This is a genomic window from Variovorax sp. P1_H2, assembly GCF_056405295.1.
Map to the genome: position 1 here is coordinate 12,671 of NZ_JBFUCJ010000019.1, position 15,901 is coordinate 28,571.

The 15,901-nt window shown below is 69.6% G+C and carries 17 protein-coding genes; 9 read left to right on the plus strand and 8 right to left on the minus strand.

All coding sequences use genetic code 11. From position 1 onward, the window contains the following. Positions 1-7: 7 nt before the first annotated feature. Positions 8-964, minus strand: a complete 957-nt coding sequence (locus AC1D2E_RS09355) for a LysR family transcriptional regulator (protein ID WP_478197151.1) — start codon at positions 962-964, stop codon at positions 8-10. Between the two features lie 147 nt (positions 965-1,111). Here AC1D2E_RS09355 and AC1D2E_RS09360 point away from each other — a divergent pair, with 147 nt between their 5' ends. From AC1D2E_RS09360 to AC1D2E_RS09375, 4 genes are all read left to right on the plus strand, one after another. Further along, positions 1,112-2,347, plus strand: a complete 1,236-nt coding sequence (locus tag AC1D2E_RS09360; RefSeq protein ID WP_478197152.1) for a M20 aminoacylase family protein — start codon at positions 1,112-1,114, stop codon at positions 2,345-2,347. 26 nt (positions 2,348-2,373) lie between these two features. Further along, positions 2,374-3,390 carry a Bug family tripartite tricarboxylate transporter substrate binding protein gene (locus AC1D2E_RS09365; RefSeq protein WP_478197153.1) on the plus strand — a complete coding sequence of 339 codons (1,017 nt, stop codon included), beginning with the start codon at positions 2,374-2,376 and terminating at the stop codon, positions 3,388-3,390. Positions 3,391-3,881: 491 nt separating this feature from the next. Beyond that, the gene (locus tag AC1D2E_RS09370; RefSeq protein WP_478197154.1) at positions 3,882-4,091 is read left to right on the plus strand and encodes a hypothetical protein; all 210 of its coding nucleotides are present in this window, start codon (positions 3,882-3,884) and stop codon (positions 4,089-4,091) included. Between the two features lie 27 nt (positions 4,092-4,118). Continuing rightward, positions 4,119-4,415, plus strand: coding sequence for a hypothetical protein (locus tag AC1D2E_RS09375; protein WP_478197155.1), 297 nt, complete (start codon positions 4,119-4,121; stop codon positions 4,413-4,415). A 15-nt stretch (positions 4,416-4,430) separates the two neighbouring features. Here AC1D2E_RS09375 and AC1D2E_RS09380 read toward each other — a convergent pair whose 3' ends face one another. The 4 genes from AC1D2E_RS09380 to AC1D2E_RS09395 are packed head-to-tail and all read right to left on the minus strand — an operon-like array spanning position 4,431 to position 7,040. After that, positions 4,431-5,666 (minus strand): NAD(P)/FAD-dependent oxidoreductase, encoded by a 1,236-nt coding sequence (locus AC1D2E_RS09380; RefSeq protein WP_478197156.1) that lies wholly within the window; start codon positions 5,664-5,666, stop codon positions 4,431-4,433. 22 nt (positions 5,667-5,688) lie between these two features. Beyond that, a complete protein-coding gene (locus AC1D2E_RS09385) occupies positions 5,689-6,042 on the minus strand; it encodes a RidA family protein (RefSeq protein WP_478197157.1) in 354 nt (117 codons plus the stop codon). 8 nt (positions 6,043-6,050) lie between these two features. Beyond that, the gene (locus AC1D2E_RS09390) at positions 6,051-6,119 is read right to left on the minus strand and encodes an SWIM zinc finger family protein (RefSeq protein WP_478197209.1); all 69 of its coding nucleotides are present in this window, start codon (positions 6,117-6,119) and stop codon (positions 6,051-6,053) included. A 9-nt stretch (positions 6,120-6,128) separates the two neighbouring features. After that, positions 6,129-7,040 (minus strand): LysR family transcriptional regulator, encoded by a 912-nt coding sequence (locus AC1D2E_RS09395; protein WP_478197210.1) that lies wholly within the window; start codon positions 7,038-7,040, stop codon positions 6,129-6,131. 146 nt (positions 7,041-7,186) lie between these two features. Here AC1D2E_RS09395 and AC1D2E_RS09400 point away from each other — a divergent pair, with 146 nt between their 5' ends. The 3 genes from AC1D2E_RS09400 to AC1D2E_RS09410 all read left to right on the plus strand — a co-directional run bounded on the left by AC1D2E_RS09400 (position 7,187) and on the right by AC1D2E_RS09410 (position 11,074). After that, positions 7,187-8,173: a Bug family tripartite tricarboxylate transporter substrate binding protein gene (locus tag AC1D2E_RS09400; protein ID WP_478197158.1), complete on the plus strand. Its 987-nt coding sequence runs from the start codon at positions 7,187-7,189 to the stop codon at positions 8,171-8,173. A gap of 65 nt (positions 8,174-8,238) precedes the next feature. Continuing rightward, complete coding sequence (locus AC1D2E_RS09405; RefSeq protein ID WP_478197211.1) at positions 8,239-9,723, plus strand: amidase; 1,485 nt, start codon at positions 8,239-8,241, stop codon at positions 9,721-9,723. 25 nt (positions 9,724-9,748) lie between these two features. After that, positions 9,749-11,074: an aspartate aminotransferase family protein gene (locus AC1D2E_RS09410; RefSeq protein WP_478197159.1), complete on the plus strand. Its 1,326-nt coding sequence runs from the start codon at positions 9,749-9,751 to the stop codon at positions 11,072-11,074. Positions 11,075-11,101: 27 nt separating this feature from the next. Here AC1D2E_RS09410 and AC1D2E_RS09415 read toward each other — a convergent pair whose 3' ends face one another. From AC1D2E_RS09415 to AC1D2E_RS09425, 3 genes are read right to left on the minus strand one after another with little or no spacing between them, the layout of a single operon-like run. After that, positions 11,102-11,623 carry a hypothetical protein gene (locus tag AC1D2E_RS09415; RefSeq protein WP_478197160.1) on the minus strand — a complete coding sequence of 174 codons (522 nt, stop codon included), beginning with the start codon at positions 11,621-11,623 and terminating at the stop codon, positions 11,102-11,104. Continuing rightward, on the minus strand, positions 11,620-12,801 hold the full coding sequence (locus tag AC1D2E_RS09420) for a lipocalin family protein (protein WP_478197161.1): 1,182 nt from the start codon (positions 12,799-12,801) through the stop codon (positions 11,620-11,622). Before AC1D2E_RS09420 ends, AC1D2E_RS09415 begins: the two co-directional genes overlap by 4 nt. A gap of 2 nt (positions 12,802-12,803) precedes the next feature. Further along, complete coding sequence (locus AC1D2E_RS09425; RefSeq protein ID WP_478197162.1) at positions 12,804-13,400, minus strand: DUF2628 domain-containing protein; 597 nt, start codon at positions 13,398-13,400, stop codon at positions 12,804-12,806. Between AC1D2E_RS09425 and AC1D2E_RS09430 the strand changes: the two genes are divergently transcribed. Together AC1D2E_RS09430 and AC1D2E_RS09435 are read left to right on the plus strand one after the other, a co-directional pair. Next, entirely contained in the window at positions 13,399-13,662 is a 264-nt protein-coding gene (locus tag AC1D2E_RS09430; RefSeq protein WP_478197163.1) for a hypothetical protein, read from the plus strand. The genes AC1D2E_RS09425 and AC1D2E_RS09430 overlap by 2 nt on opposite strands. A 102-nt stretch (positions 13,663-13,764) precedes the next feature. Beyond that, complete coding sequence (locus tag AC1D2E_RS09435) at positions 13,765-15,900, plus strand: putative bifunctional diguanylate cyclase/phosphodiesterase (protein WP_478197164.1); 2,136 nt, start codon at positions 13,765-13,767, stop codon at positions 15,898-15,900. Position 15,901 lies beyond the last annotated feature (1 nt).

The window sequence follows — 15,901 nt, forward strand, 5'->3', positions numbered from 1 at the left end:
CCCCATGTCAGGCCTGCAACTCCACCGAATAGAACACCCGCCGCATCTCCGGATCGTTCGATGCGGCGCTGGCCTGCACCTGCGCCATGAAGTGCGCCAGGAAGCGCTGGGCCGCCAGCGAAGGCGTTTCGTTGCTGCGCCGGATCACCCCGACCGTGCGCGGCGCGAAGCGCTCGCGCAGCTGCAGGGCAACCATCCGGCCGCGCAGGTAGGCGGTCTCGACCAGCGGCCAGGGGCAGAAGGTCAGCATGTCGCTCTGCTGCACCAGCGTCAGCATCAGCGATGCCGACTGTGCCAGCAGGATGCGATGCCGCGGCACGGGCGCCCCGTGCTGGCCGAAGAGCTGCTCCATCAGCGCCTGCTCTCCATCGGGCGCGTAGTTGAGCAGCCAATCGTCCTCGAGCAGCTCGTGGATCGAGCCGGCCTGCGCGCGCGGGTGGCCGATGCGGGCCATCACCGTGGATTCGTAGGCGAACAGCGGCGTGGCCTGCAGGCCCTGCATTTCGTCGGCCGTCGCGATGCGGCCGATCATGAGGTCGAGGCTGCCTTCGCGCAGCTTGGGGTAGGCCAGCGCCGAGAAGCCGTCGAACAGCTCGAGCCGGACGTGCGGCATCTCGGCCCGGAACTGCCGCAGCACCGGCGCCAGCAAGGTCTGCGCGACCCAGGGCGTGACGCCGATCGACAGGTGCTGCGGCGCGCCGGCGTCGCGGTGCCGCGCCAGCGCTTGCTCGGCCTGGTGCAACTGCTCGAGGATGCGCTGGGCGTGCTGCAGCAGGTCGCGTCCGGCATCGGTCAGGTCGATGCCGCCGCTGCGGCGGACGAACAGCGCCAGCCGGCAGTCGGCCTCCAGCTCGCGCATGCCTTGCGTCACCGCCGCCTGGGTCACGCCGAGAGTGCGCGCCGCCGCGCGAATGCTGCCCTGTGCCGCCACCGCGACGAGGTAACGAATCTGGTGCAGCTTCATGTTCGCGATTATCGATAGCTGCTCCAGCACGGTTGCGCCGTCGTGGCAAGACAGGCGGCGCAACACGGCGACAGGCAAGGCCTGTCTGCCGTGCGGCCCCCCTGCTTCCTAGACTTCACGGCCATACCCAACGAGAAAGACAAGGTCATGACCCAGGTCCTGGAAGCCACTGCACGCCGTACTGCCGACGCCGACATCGTCCTGCCCGGCATCCGCGCGATCGAGCAGGACATGGTGGCGCTGCGCCACCACCTGCATGCGCATCCCGAACTGGCTTTCGAGGAGTTCGCCACCAGCGATCTGGTGGCGCAGCAGCTGGGCCAGTGGGGCTATGCGGTGGAGCGCGGCCTGGGCGGCACCGGCGTCGTCGGCACGCTGAAGCTGGGCAGCAGCCCGCGCGTGCTGGGATTGCGCGCCGACATGGACGCGTTGCCGATCCACGAGGCCACGGGCCTGCGCTACGCCAGCACCGTGCCCGGCAAGATGCACGCCTGCGGACACGACGGCCACACGGCCATCCTGCTGGCCGCCGCGCGGCACCTGGCCGGCGAGCGCAGCTTCGACGGCACGCTGCACCTCATCTTCCAGCCGGCCGAAGAAGGACTGGGCGGCGGCCGCAAGATGATCGAAGACGGCCTGTTCACGAAATTCCCCTGCGACGCGATCTACGCCCTGCACAACATGCCGGGCTTTCCGGTGGGCAAGTTCGGCTTCAAGAGCGGTTCCTTCATGGCGTCGTCCGACACCGTGCTGATCGCCGTGCAGGGCCGCGGCGGCCACGGTTCGGCCCCGCACCTGGCGTCGGATCCGGTGGTGGCGGCGGCGCACATCGTGCTGGCGCTGCAGACCATCGTCTCGCGCAACGTCGACCCGCGCGACATGGCGGTGATCTCGGTCGGCGCGATCCATGCCGGCGATGCGCCGAACGTGATTCCCGACCGGGTCGAGATGCGCCTGTCGGTGCGCGCCTATCGCCCCGAGGTGCGCGCGATGCTGCGCTCGCGCATCACCGAGGTGGTGCAGGCGCAGGCCGCCACGCTCGGTGTCCAGGCCGAGATCGACTACCGCTGGCGCTACCCTGCCCTCGTCAACGACGCCGCCCGCACCGACTTCGCACGCCAGGTCGCACTCGACTGGCTGGGAGACGAGGGCGTGATCGCCGACCTGCAGCCGTTGACCGGCAGCGAGGACTTCTCCTTCATGCTGGAGCAGTGCCCCGGCAGCTACCTGATCATCGGCAACGGCGAGGGCGACAGCCACGGCAGCGGCGGCTGCATGGTCCACAACCCCGGCTACGACTTCAACGATGCCTGCCTGCCCATTGCTTCGACCTTCTGGGTCAAGCTGGCGCAGCGCTTCCTGGCGCCATCGTGCGCCGACTGACTTTCTCCACTTCCGGGTCTCACGCGATGTCCTCCCCCTCCCCCTCCCCGCTCCGTGCTCCTCGCCTGCCGTTCCACCGGAACCTGCTCGCGCTGCTGGCCGCCACGGCCGCCGCGCTCGCGACACCCTGGGCAGCGGCCCAGAGCGACTATCCGAGCAAGCCGATCAAGATCGTCGTCGGCTATCCGCCGGGCGGCTCGGTGGACATGGCGGCCCGCATCGTCGCCGATGCCCTGGGCCCGCAGCTCAACGCCACCCTCGTGATCGACAACCAGGGCGGCGCGGCCGGCGCCATCGCCGCTCAGCGCGTAGCGAACAGCCCGGCCGACGGCTACACGCTGCTGGTCGGCTCCAGCAACGAGATGGCAGCGACCGGCCTCGTGAACCCGGCCCAGAAGTACAGCCCGCAGAAGGACCTGACACCCATCGGCCTGATCGCCACGGCGCCGGTGCTGCTGGTGGCCGGCCCCAAGGCCGGCGTGAAGACGCTGGCGGAGTTCGTCGACGCCACCCAGCGCAACCCGGGCAAGTTCAGCTATGGCAGCTCCGGCGTGGGCTCCACGCTGCACTTCGCGGGCGAACTGATCAAGCAGCGGGCGGCTCTCTTCATGACCCACATCCCCTACCGCGGCACGGCGCCGCTGACCAGCGACCTCGCCGGCGGAACCATCGAATTCGCCGTGATGTCGCCGACCGCGGCCATGCCCTTCGTGCAGAACGGCCGCCTTTTCGCGCTCGGCATCTCGAGCGCCAAGCGCAACCCCGAGCTGCCCAACGTGCCGGCGCTGGGCGAGCATCCCTTGCTCAAGGGCTACGAACTGGTCGGCTGGTTCGCGCTGGCCGCGCCGCGCAATCTGCCGCCCGAGCTGAACCAGCGGCTGGGCCAGGCGCTGCAGGCCGTCATGCAGGACCCGAAGGTCAGGCGTCGCCTGACCGACGCCGGCATGGTGCCCGCCAGCGGCAATGAGGACATGGCCGCGCTCATCCGCACCGACATGGCGCAGTACGGCAAGCTGGTGGAGTTCGCCCACATGCGCGACTGAAATGAAACACCCCCCGAAGCGCCTGCGGCGCCTCCCCCCTCGAGGGGGGCGATACCGGCGGCCCGGCAAAGCCGGTTCCGCGGTATCCCTGGCATTTGGCTGCGCCGGTTTCATGCGTCGTGGGTCACGCGATCACGTGGTGGAGCACTGAAATGAAACACCCCCCGAAGCACCTGCGGCGCCTCCCCCCTCAAGGGGGGCGATACCGGCGGCCCGGCAAAGCCGGTTCCGCGGTATCCCTGGCATTTGGCTGCGCCGGTTTCAAGCCGCATCCGCGGTATCTCTGATATCGGACTGCGCCGGTTTCATCCGTCGCGGTAGGCGCATGGCGCCGGACCACTGAGATCTCCGCACGCCGCCGACGGCACCACGAGGCGCCGCGACACGGACGATTGACACACTGTTTCACGCTGATGCGCTCCGTTCGCGGTCCTGCCAACCGGCGCGCCTAGATTGAAGCCGTGCCATCACCGCTGGCGCAGGAGATCATGATGAACACCTCAGCAGCATCGAGCGCCTACGAACTGCACTTCAACGCGCTCTTCGGCGACCGGCGTTCCTTCTCCTTTCCTTGCGACGCCACGGGTCGTGTCGACATGGACACGCTCGGCGAGCGGGCGCGCGTCAATTACCTGTACGCCCGCGCAATGATGGGCCTGGAAGTGTCCTGGCCGGACGTGCGTCCGAGCGGGCCGCACTGAGTCCCAGGCAACCGGAGGGTGAAATCCATGAGCAGGAATCCCAGAACCCCGAAGGCAGGCAAGTCGGCCGCGGTCCGCGCCCCCTCCGACACGCCGTCCAGGCGCAAGCGCGCGTCCGGCGCCACCGCGCAGCCCGACGAAGCGGCAGGCGAATCCGAAGACCGCCGCCCCCTGCACGACCCGGATAGCGGTCGCGTCGACATCGAGCGGTCGACCGAGCAGTCCGGCGTCTCCGTCGAGACGACCCTGCGCAATGACAGGGCCGTCGGCATCGAAGAGGCGGGACCGCCGTCGGACGAGGAAAGATCCCAGCCCTTCGAGTAGCTGTGCCTTCCCCCGCTAGAACCGGGTCGCCGAATAGGGCGCGGGGTCGATGAAGGGCGCCGCGCCCTCGATCAGCTCGGCGAGCAGGCGGCCGCTCGCCGGCCCCAGCGTGAAGCCCTGGTGCGCGTGGCCGAAGTTGAACCAGAGGCCCGGATGCTTCGGCGCCGGACCGATCACCGGCTTCATGTCCACCGTGCAGGGGCGGTTGCCGACCCAGGGCTCGGCCTCGACCGGTTGCGGAAGATCGATCAGCTCGCGCGCGGCGGCCTCCGCCTTGCCGAGTTGCACCGGCGTGGCCGGCGCACCGATGCGGGCGAATTCCGCCCCGGTGGTGATTCGCATGCCCTGCGCCATGGGCGCGAGCACCAGGCCGCGTTCGGCATCGAGCATGGGCAGCCGCAGGCCGGGGCCGCCGAGGTAGTGCCGGTGGTAGCCGCGCTTGACGAACAGCGGCAACCGATAACCGAGCGGCGTGATGACCTCGTCCGCCCAGGGGCCCAGCGCCACGACCGCGTGGCGCGCGACCAGCGGCCCGGCGGCCGTCTGCACCCGCCATCCGCCGGCGTCGGGCCGCAGGCTGGCGGCATCGCCCGTCAGCAGCTGTCCGCCCAGCTCGGCGAAGCGTTGCGCATAGCGCGCCACCAGCGCGCCGGGGTCGCTCACCGACCAGGGGTCCAGCCAATGCAGCGCGCCCGCCATGCGCTGGCGCAGACCCGGCTCTGCAAGCGCCAGCGCGTCGCCGTCGAGCAGCGCGTGCCGGATGCCGTAGCGCTGCGTCAGGTCGGCCGCGCGGACCGCAGCCAGGTCCATGGCCGCCGCCGTACGGAAGCCGACCCGGTAGCCTTCCTTGCGCACCAGGTCGCCGGCGGCGGACTCGGCCATCAGCAGCGCGTGCTCGCTCAGGCAGTGTTCGATCAGCCGGCTGTAGTCGAGCGCGATGCGCGCGTAGCGCGTGGGTGCCGAGGCGTGCCAGTAGCGTGCCAGGCGCGGCAGCACCGCCGGCAAGGCGCCGAAGTGGTAGTTGACGTCGATGCCGCGCTTGAATGCGACATCGAAGACCGCCGACCAGTCGCGCGGAAAGGCATAGGGCTCCACCGCCTCGCGCTGGATGATGCCGGCATTGCCATAGGAGGTTTCGCGCCCGGGCGCCTGGCGGTCGACCAGCGCGACGGCGTGCCCGCGCCGCGCCAGCTGCAAGGCGGTGCAGGTGCCGACCATGCCGGCCCCGAGGATCAGGACATCGCAGGACATCGGTGTCGCGCCGTGCCCCGGATCAGTCGCGCTGCGCCGCGGTGACCGTGATCTCGAGGCGCGCACCGGGTGCCAGCAGGCTGGCGACGACGGTGGTGCGCACCGGGAGCGGGTCCTGGAAATGCCGGCGGTACTCGGCATTGAAGGCGGCGAAATCGGCCCCGTCGACCAGGTGGACGGCCACCTGAACGACATCGTCCAGCCCCAGGCCCGCCGTGGCCAGCGTGGCGCCGATGCGCTGCAGAACCAGGGCGGTCTGCGGCCCGATGCCGTCCGGAATGCTGCCGTCCTCGGCAAAGGGCATCTCGCCCGACAGGAAGGCCAGGCCCTTGGCGAGGCGAAGCTTGGAGAACGGAAGTGCGGGGGTTGGGGTCATTGGGTCGATTATGGGTGCCCACGGCTATGCCGGCATGGCAATCTATTGAATGATCCATTGCGACATTCGCAACGCAATGAACCTTCCTACCCCTCCTTGCGCAGCACTTCCCGCAGGTGACCGAGAAAGGCGCGGCACGACCCCGGCAGGGTCCGCCCGGCCATGGTCTGGACCTCGAAATGGCGCTCGTTCATCTCGCGATCGCGCAACGGGACGCCGACCACGAAGCCGGCCTTCAGCCGCGTGCGCAGCGCGGCCTCGCCGCTGAGCGCGATGCCGCCGCCGGCCGCGGCGAACGAGATCATGGCGTCGAGCCGATTGCTCAGGAAGGCGGGCTCGCACTGCAGGCCCTGGCGGCTGCAGCTGATATCGAACAGCTGGCGCAGCGTCGAGTACGGACCGGGCAGTGCCATCGGATAGCCGATCAGCTGCGACAGCGCCAGCTGCCGCCGCGAGGCGAGCGGATGGTCTTTCGCCATGATGGCCAGGATGGGCGACGGGTGGCGCAGCTCGACGTTGATGTTGCGCTCCGAACTGGTGCTGAGCGTCACGCCGATGTCGACGTCGCCGTCGCGGACCCGCTGCGGGATCTCGGCCTGCATGCACACATCCAGCACGAAGCGGATGCCCGCGTAGTCGCGCTGGAAGTCGGCGATCAGGTTCGGCAGGAATTCGGACGCGAAGCCCTCGGTGCTGGCCACCCGCACCCGGCCGGTCTGCAGCCCGCGCAGCGCCTGGATGTCGTCCGTCACGCGCTCGATGTCCTGCCAGGCCCGCTTGGCATGCGCGGCCAGCAGCTCGCCGGCGGCATTGGGCACCATGCCGCGCGCCCGGCGCTCGAACAGCAGCGTGTCCAGTTCGCTCTCCAGGCGGGCGATGTGGCGGCTGACGGCCGAAGGCGCGACGTTCAGGCGCTCGGCCGCGGCCGTGACGGAGCCGGTGCGCACCACTTCGAGGAAATGGCGCAACGCGGCTTCCTGCAAGACCCGTTGGCTGATGTTCTGTGGCACGGGATTACCCTCATGAAGATTGCCATTATCGCAATAGAAGGTTCCAAACATTGATATTGCTGCAGCGCATTCGCCTTCCTACGATGAGGTCTCGCCGCTTCGCTTCGCCCCTCAAACCCACTCCACCGCCCGCCATGCACGCCCATTTCCTGCGCACCGTCGGCATCGCCGCCCTCTGCACCTTCGGTCTCCACGCCCCCGGCGCCGCCCTGGCCGAGGAGGCCTACCCCTCGCGGCCGATCACGATCGTGGTGCCATTCCCGCCGGGCGGCGGCGGCGACGCCCAGGGCCGGCTGCTGGCACAGAAGCTGGCCGAGAAGCTGGGCCAGAACGTGATCGTGGACAACCGGCCCGGCGCCGGCACCGCGATCGGCGCCGCCTACGTCGCCAATGCCAAGCCCGACGGCTACACGCTGCTGATGAGCTCGGCCTCCACCTACACGCTGAACCCCGCGATCCGCAAGTCGCTGCCCTACGACCCGATCAAGAGCTTCGAGCCGATCGGCATCGTCAGCCGGGTCGGGCTGGTGATGCTGGCCAACCCCGGCGTCCCCGTGAACAACCTCCAGGACCTGACGGCGGCCGCCAAGGCCGCACCCGGCAAGTACGCCTATGCCTCCTTCGGCGCCGGCACCAGCTCGCACTTCGCGGCCGAAATGGCGCTGCAGGCCATGGGCATCCAGCTGATGCACGTGCCCTACAAGGGCAGCGGCCCGGCCATGACCGACCTGATCGGCGGGCAAGTGCCCTTCTCCTTCGACACGGTGACCGCCGCCCTGCCGCAGATCAAGGCCGGCAAGGTGAAGGCGATCGCGATCACGACGGCCAAGCGTTCCCCGCTGCTGCCCAACGTGCCGACCTTCGCCGAGTCGGGCTATCCGGCGGCGGTGCTCGACAGCTGGGGCATGGTGGTCGCCCCGCGCGGCCTGCCGCCGGCGGTGCATGCCAGGCTCGAGAAGGCGCTGGCCGACACGCTCGCCGACCCGGCGGTGCGCAAGGGCTTCGCCGACCAGGGCGTCGAGCCCGGCTTCATCGGCTCGGCCCAGGCCGCCGCGCACCTCGAGGCCGAGCTGCCGCTGATGCGCGCCATCGCGGTCCGCGCCAACATCCAGCCGGAGTGAGCCGGGTGAACAGCGCCGCCCGCCCCGTCGCCCTGGTCGAGCATTCGGCCGTCGCCTTGCGGCAGATGATCGCCACCCGGGAAATCTCGCCAGTCGAACTGCTGGAGGCGTGCATCGAACGCATCGAGGCGGTCAACCCCTTCGTCAACGCCGTCACGGCAACCTGCTTCGACCGCGCGCGCGACGAGGCCCGCGCCGCCGAGCGGGCGGTGCTGAAGGGCGCGCCGCTGGGCCTGCTGCACGGACTGCCGCTGGGCGTGAAAGACCTGGAGCCCACCGCCGGCCTGCTGACCACCTATGGCTCTCCCGCCTTCCGCGACCACGTGCCGGCGCAGGACATCGAACTGGTGGCCCGGCTGCGCCGCGCCGGCGCCATCGTCGCCGGCAAGACCAACGTGCCCGAGATGGGCGCCGGCGCCAATTCGCGCAACCCGGTGTGGGGTGCCACCGGCAACCCCTTCGATCCCCGCCTGAATGCCGGGGGCTCCTCGGGCGGCTCGGCCGCGGCCCTGGCCTGCGACATGCTGCCCGTCTGCACCGGCTCGGACACCGGCGGCTCGCTGCGCATTCCCGCATCGAAGTGCGGCGTGGTCGGCTTTCGCCCCTCGCCCGGCGTGGTGCCGAGCGTGCGCAAGCTGCTGGGCTGGACACCGATCTCGGTCGTCGGCCCCATGGGCCGCACGGTCGCGGATGCCTGCCTTCAGCTCGCCGCCACGGCCGGCATGCATGCCGGCGACCCGCTCAGCTATCCGCTCGACCCGCTGGCCTTCCTGAATCCGCAGGCGGCCGAGCTGGGCCGGCTCCGGGTGGCCTACACCACCGACTTCGACTGCTGCGACGTCGACCCCGACATCCGCGCCACCTTCGCCGCCCGGATCGCGGCGATGCGGCACCTGTTCGCCCGCTGCGACGCGGTGCGCTTCGACCTCGGCGAGGTGCACCGCTGTTTCGACGTGCTGCGCGCCGAGGCCTTCGTCGCCGGCATGCGCGAGAGCTACGAGAAGGACCCCGCGAGCCTGGGCGAGAACCCGCGCGCCAACTACGAGCTGGGCGCCGGCATGAGCCTGCTCGACAGCGCCTGGGCGCAGGCCGAGCAGACCCGCATCCTGCAGCGCTTCCAGGCCACCTTCGCCGATTACGACCTGGTGCTGGCGCCGACCACGCCGGTCTCGCCCTTTCCCTGGACCCAGCCCTACGCCCGGGTCGTCGACGGCAAGCCGCAGTCCACCTACTACCGGTGGCTGGCGCTGACCTACGTCACCACGCTGACCACCCATCCCGCGCTGACGCTGCCCTGCGGCACCGACGCCAAGGGCATGCCTTTCGGCCTCCAGGTGGTCGGCCCCTTCCGCGGCGACCTGCGGGTGCTGTCGGCGGCGCTGGCGCTGGAGCAGGCCTTTGCCGCCGACCCGGCGCTGCGCCGCCCGCGCCCCGACCTGGCCGCCTTGCGGATGCCGCAGCCGACGCTGGATTCGATCGTCACCGCACCCCCGCCCGCGAACTGGCGCGAGCCGGGCCGTGCCGACGGCGGCGCCACCTCGGTCGTGTAGATTCAAATCCCGCTCGCACGAACCCATGGCACCCACCTCCCTCGCCCTCCCCGACCTCGACCAGGCGCTGGCGCAGCGGCTGGATGCATTCACCGCGTCCAACCCCGCCAGCCGCGAGCGCTTCGACGCCCATGCACGCTTCCTGCCCGGCGCCAACAGCCGATCGGTGCTGTTCTACGCCCCCTTCCCGCTCACGATCGCGCGCGGCGAAGGCGCCGTCCTGTGGGACGTGGACGGCCATCGCTACGACGATTTCATCGCCGAGTACACGGCCGGCGTGTACGGCCACTCGGCGCCGGAGATCCGCCAGGCCGTGCTGGAGGCCATGGAGGGCGGCATCAACCTCACCGGCCACAACCTGCGCGAGGGCCAGCTGGCGCAGCTGATCTGCGAACGCTTCCCCCAGATCGAACGCGTGCGTTTCACCAATTCGGGGACCGAAGCCAACCTGATGGCCATCACGGCGGCACTGCGCTTCACCGGACGCAAGCGGATCATGGTGTTCTCGGGCGGCTACCACGGCGGCGTGCTGAGCTTCGGTGCCGAGCCGTCGCCGACCACCGTGCCCTTCGACTTCCTGGTGCTGCCCTACAACGACGAGGCGAGCCTGCGGGCCGCCTTCGCGCGCGAAGGCCGGGACATCGCGGCGGTGCTGGTCGAACCGATGCTGGGCGCCAGCGGCTGCATCCCGGGCTTGCCCGGCTTCCTGCAGGCCCTGCGCACGCTGACGACCGAGGCCGGCGCCCTGCTGGTGATCGACGAGGTGATGACCTCGCGCCTGGCGCCGCACGGGCTGGCCGCGCGCCACGGCATCAGGCCCGACCTGAGCACCCTGGGCAAGTACATCGGCGGCGGCATGCCCTTCGGGGCCTTCGGCGGACGCGCCGACATCATGGCGCTGTTCGACCCGCGCAGCGGGCCGCTCGCGCATTCCGGCACCTTCAACAACAACGTGGTCACCATGGCGGCGGGCCATGCCGGCCTGACGCGGCTCTTTCCGCCCGCCGCCGCCGGCGCGCTGGCGGCGCGCGGCACGGCACTTCGGGAGCGGCTCAACGCCCGCTGCGCCGAGGCCGGCGTCGCGCTGCAGTTCACCGGCGTCGGCTCGGTGATGAACGCCCATTTCGTGGCCGGCGAGATCCTGCGGCCCGAAGACCTCGCCGCGGTCGACCCGCGCTTGCGCCGGCTCTTCTTCTTCCACCTGCTGGCGCGGGGCATCTATGCCTCGCCGCGTGGCTTCATCGTGCTGTCGCTGCCGCTGGAAGACGATGCGATCGCGCGCTTCGAGCAGGCCGTGGCCGACTTCCTCGCGGTCCATGCGGGCCTGCTGCCTCGCCGTGCGGCCGGATGACGGACCGACCCTGCGTGCAGCGCATCCCTAGGCCGCCAACAGGCCGGCCACCTTCTTCGGCACCTCCCTGAGCAGGTCGAGCGCCTCCTGGTTGCTGGCGCGCAGCTGCTCCTCGGCGTCGAGCGCCTTCTCCATCGAGGCTCTCAGCGCGGCATAGGTGCCGCCGCCCATCGAGATGACCTGGCCGACGTACGGCGTGACCTTTTCGTAGAGCGCGAAGTCCAGTTCGGCCAGACGCATCTGGGCACCCACCAGCTCGGCCACTTCGGCATGGAACTCGACCTCGAAAGAGGCCAGCGCCTCGAGGCTGGCCTTGCCTGAAGTGAGGGCCTTGAAGGTGGCCCACATCATCGAATGGGCCGTCGAGGCGAGCGTTCTCGCCAGCGCCGCCACCGCGCCCCGCGTCTCCGAGCGAACCCGGTCTTCGCGGCTGCGCGTCCATTTTTCCCGCTCGAGCTTCGACTGCCGCCAACCCGCGAGCGCGCCTGCGACGATCCCGGCGAGGGCACCGACCGCCACGCCCAGAACCACTTCAAATCCTTGATTCATTTTCGATTCGGCGGCTTGACGCGGTCGTAGCCGCTCAATTCGAGGAAGCCTTCGCCATTGGAACTGCCGGTCACCTTCACCGGCCCTTCCCAATAGACATTCGCAGTCGTCTGGGACGAATCGAATTCGCCATCGGGATGGAAGGGCTTGATGGCGTAGGTCCCGGACGGCAGCTTGAGGCCCCATTCGACGACGTAGCGGATCCCGGTCTTCGGGCTGGTCCAGGTGCTGCCCGGCTTCAACTCGACGTCGCCCGCCTTCAGCGGCACCGCTCCCACGGCGTTCGACACCGTGCCGGCGGTCATCACCTTGCGCCCCTCCATGTCGAACAGTTCATAGAGCATCACGTCGGAGCCGTCCGCCAGGTGCAGGGCAAACCAGTTCCAGCCCAGCGTCAGGACATCGAAGTCGCCCCATTGGTGGTCGAACCACACGTCGCCGCTCACCGGGACCGATTTGCCGCCGATCGAGATCTCGCCCTGGGTCGAGATGCGGGGGCGCGAGTAGTAGTAGCTGATGCCGCTCTTGCCGAAGTCCAGCAGCCCCGGCGTGGCCGAATCCGCGGCCCGGTGCGCAACCACCGGGTGCGTGTCCTCGAGGTCGAGCGCGAGGGAAGCACCCTCGAACGATGCACGCAGGGCATGCGCCGGGCCCGATGCCACGACCTGCCAGCCATCCTGCCTGAAATCGAATCCGTTGGTGACGCTCCTGGCGGGGAGGCCGCCCGTGCGGTTCTGGCTGGTGAAGCGCTTGCCGGTCTGCAGGTCGGTCAACGCCGCGTGCATGACCGTCTGCTTGACCAATCCGTTGGCGACGAAGACGGCGACATGGAAGGCGTAGCGATTGCCCGTCTTGGCATCGAGGATGCCGTTGTAGTACCACCATTCCATGCCGGAGCCATGCGGCGCATGGTCGGCCGGCAGGTTCAGCGGCGCCAGGGCCGCCGTGCGCTCCGCCGGCTTCTTGCCCGCTTCGACCGGCGCGGCCGGCGCGGCGGCGAGCGGCAGCCGCTCGGACTCCGACAGGTAGAGCAGGCCCGCACCGACCACCGCGATGACAGCGACCATGGCGGCGAAAAAGATCCACAGCCCCTTCCTTCGGGCCCGCCGTCTGCGGGACGAACGCGAACGGCCCGAACCGGAGCGTCGGTAGTTGCGGGCCAGGTCGTCGGCTTTCATGGTCAGGGCATCCTTTGGCTTGCGGCCTTGGCGCGCACCGCGTCGTCCGGGCCGGCCGACGTCGAGATCGCCGCCATCATTCCCACGACGGCCGCGGGGATCGTCAGCAGCACCATGAGGATCGGCACGACCCGGCTGGTGCCGCCCTGTCTGAGCAGCAGCGCACGCAGGGTGTCAGGGTCCTTGCCGGGCAGGCTCAGAACCGTGGCGATCCGCTTCCTGCACAGCCGATAGTAGGCGGCATCCGCGTACAAGGGTGGCAGCAGCAGGACAGGGAGCCCGGCCGCCAGCGTCGCGACGGCGACGGCCGCCGGACCGAAGGGGGCCGCGATCGCGGTGGCGAAGCCGACGACGACGCCGGGCACGAAGGCATAGAGCGCCGCGTTCAACCAGCTCTTGCGGTAGAGCAACCAGCCGAAGGTGACGAAGAAGGCCGGCCAGTGCCAGCCCGCCGAGGTTTTTCCGTCGCGATCGAACTGGGCGAACTTGCGCAGGTAGTGCTGAAGATTGGCGTCGCCGATCACGAGCGAATAGAGCTCTTCCTGGCTCTGCGCGACCCGCGACGAAGACCGGCCCTGGGGCGCCGTGGGTGTCCGCATGCGCTGCCAAGCGCTCTCGCTGCCCATCGCCGGCTCCACCCTGCCCATTGCATCGCCCGGAGGCGGGCCGACGGCGGCCGCCTCCTGCGAAGCACCGCCGGCTGCGGCGCCGCATCGCGCGCAAGCGCCGGCCCCGGAGGGCATCAAGGTGCCGCATCGAGCGCAATTCATCGTCAACGATCCCCAGGTCATCGCAGGTCAGACTGGCCCCGAGCGTATCAGTTACATCCGGAAGCAGGAAATTGGCATGGGTGGTGCGTGAGTTTTTGGCAACGCCGGCGGTTGCCGAAGCGTTCGAGACCCGCCGGCCTCAACTATTGCCGCCAAATGCCGATAGATTGGGATTCATTTACGGCGCGCCTTCATGAACGATGTCAGCTTCCTTGCCTCGGACCACGATCCCTGGATCGTCGTCGCTTCGGTGGCTGTGGCCATTCTGGCGTCCTACGTGACCCTCGACCTGTCCCTGAAGGTCCGCACGCCTGACGGGGGCGTCAGCAAGATGTGGTGGGCCGCCGGCTCCCTCGTCATGGGCACGGCCATCTGGTCCATGCACTTCGTCGGCATGCTGGCCTTCTCGTTGCCGATCGAGCTCGGCTTCACCGGCCTCATGACCTTCGCCTCCTGGCTCGCCGCGGTGGCCGCCTCGGTGGTCGCGCTCGGCGTCGCAAGCGCCGGTCGCTACAGCCTCGCCTCGGTGGTGGGCGCCTCGGTCGCGATGGGCGCAGGAATCTGCGGCATGCACTACATCGGCATGGCGGCCCTGGACATGAAGCCCGGCATCGTCTGGGACTTGCGCCTGGTCGCCGTCTCGGCGCTCATCGCGGTCGCCGCCTCCGCCGCGGCGCTGGTCATCTTCCGATTCCTCCAGCACGTCCACACCCGGCAGACATTCGCGCTCAAGGTGCTGGCCGCCACCGTCATGGGGGCGGCCATCTGCGGCATGCACTACACCGGCATGGCGGCGGCCCGCTTCCCGCTCGATTCGGTCTGCCTGAGCGCCCACGCGCTGCGCGGACAGAACCTGGCCGCCATCGTCGCGATCACGACCTTCATGCTGCTGCTGGGCACCCTGGTCGCCTCGATGGTGGAAGCCCGGCTTCAGCGGGTTGCGCGCCAGCTCTCGCAATCGCTTCAGGAATCCAACGCGCGACTCCAGAGCGCCAACGACGAGTTGCTCCAGCGGGCCTTGTCCGACCCGCTGACCGGACTGCCCAACCGGCATTTGTTCGAGGACCGGCTGCGCCAGGCCGTGCATCGGCTCGAGCGTGTCAACGAGCAGGCGGTGGTGGAACAGCTGGCCGTCCTGTTCGTCGACCTGGACGGCTTCAAGCCGGTCAACGACACCTTCGGCCATGGCGCGGGCGACCAGATCCTGGTCACCACCGCGCAGCGGCTGATCGCCGAATCGCGCGCGGGCGACACGGTGGCACGGGTCGGCGGCGACGAATTCGTGCTGCTGCTGGAAGGCCTGCACGCCATCGAGGACTGCGTCCAGGTGGCCAACCGGATCCTGCGCGCCTTCGCGCAGCCCTTCGAAGTCGCCGGCCGCCAGTTGCGCATTTCGTGCTCCATCGGCATCGCGATGCACGCCCTGAAAGGGGATGGCGAGAAGCTGGTCGCCCACGCCGACGCCGCGATGTATGCGGCCAAGCGCACGGGCGGCTCCAGCCTGGCTTTCTTCGAGGCGCACATGTCCGTCGACACGGCCGACCAGCTGCAACTGCAGAGCGATCTTCGCCAGGCCCTGGAGGACGACCAGCTCGAGCTCTACTACCAGCCGAAGATCCATGGAAGGCGCCATCGCCTGAGCGGACTGGAAGCCCTCGTCAGATGGAACCACCCCCGCCTGGGCGTCGTCGGCCCCGACACCTTCATCCCGCTGGCCGAGCGCTTCGGCCTGATCGTGCGGCTCGGCCACTGGGTCATCAACGAAGCCTGCCGGCAGGTCGCGGCCTGGGGCGACGAAGGCCGCCACATGCGCGTGGCGGTGAACCTTTCCGTGCATCAGCTGCGCGAGGTCTCCCTGGTCGACTCGGTCGAGGAAGCGCTCCGGCGGCACGGCCTGCTCGGTTCGCAGCTGATCTGCGAGATCACGGAGTCGGTCGCGATCCAGGAGCGCGAGATCACCACCCGGATCTTCGAGGGCCTGGCCCGCATCGGCGTCCACCTGTCGATCGACGACTTCGGCACCGGCTACTCGAGCCTCAGCCAATTGCGCGACCTGCCGGCACGGCAGCTGAAGATCGACCGCAGCTTCGTCAAGGACATCGAGGGCAAGGAGGACGCGCGCGCCGTGGTCGAGGCCGTCATCAAGCTGGCCCATGCCCTGCGGCTCACGGTCGTGGCCGAAGGCGTCGAGACGCAGGGACAGCGCGACGTCCTGCTGGACCTCGGCTGCGACGAGTTGCAAGGCTACTTCTATGCGCGGCCGATGCGGGCGTCGGCGGTGCTGGGCTGGACGCTGGACGCGTCCTCGGCACTCACGCCGGCCTCGTAGC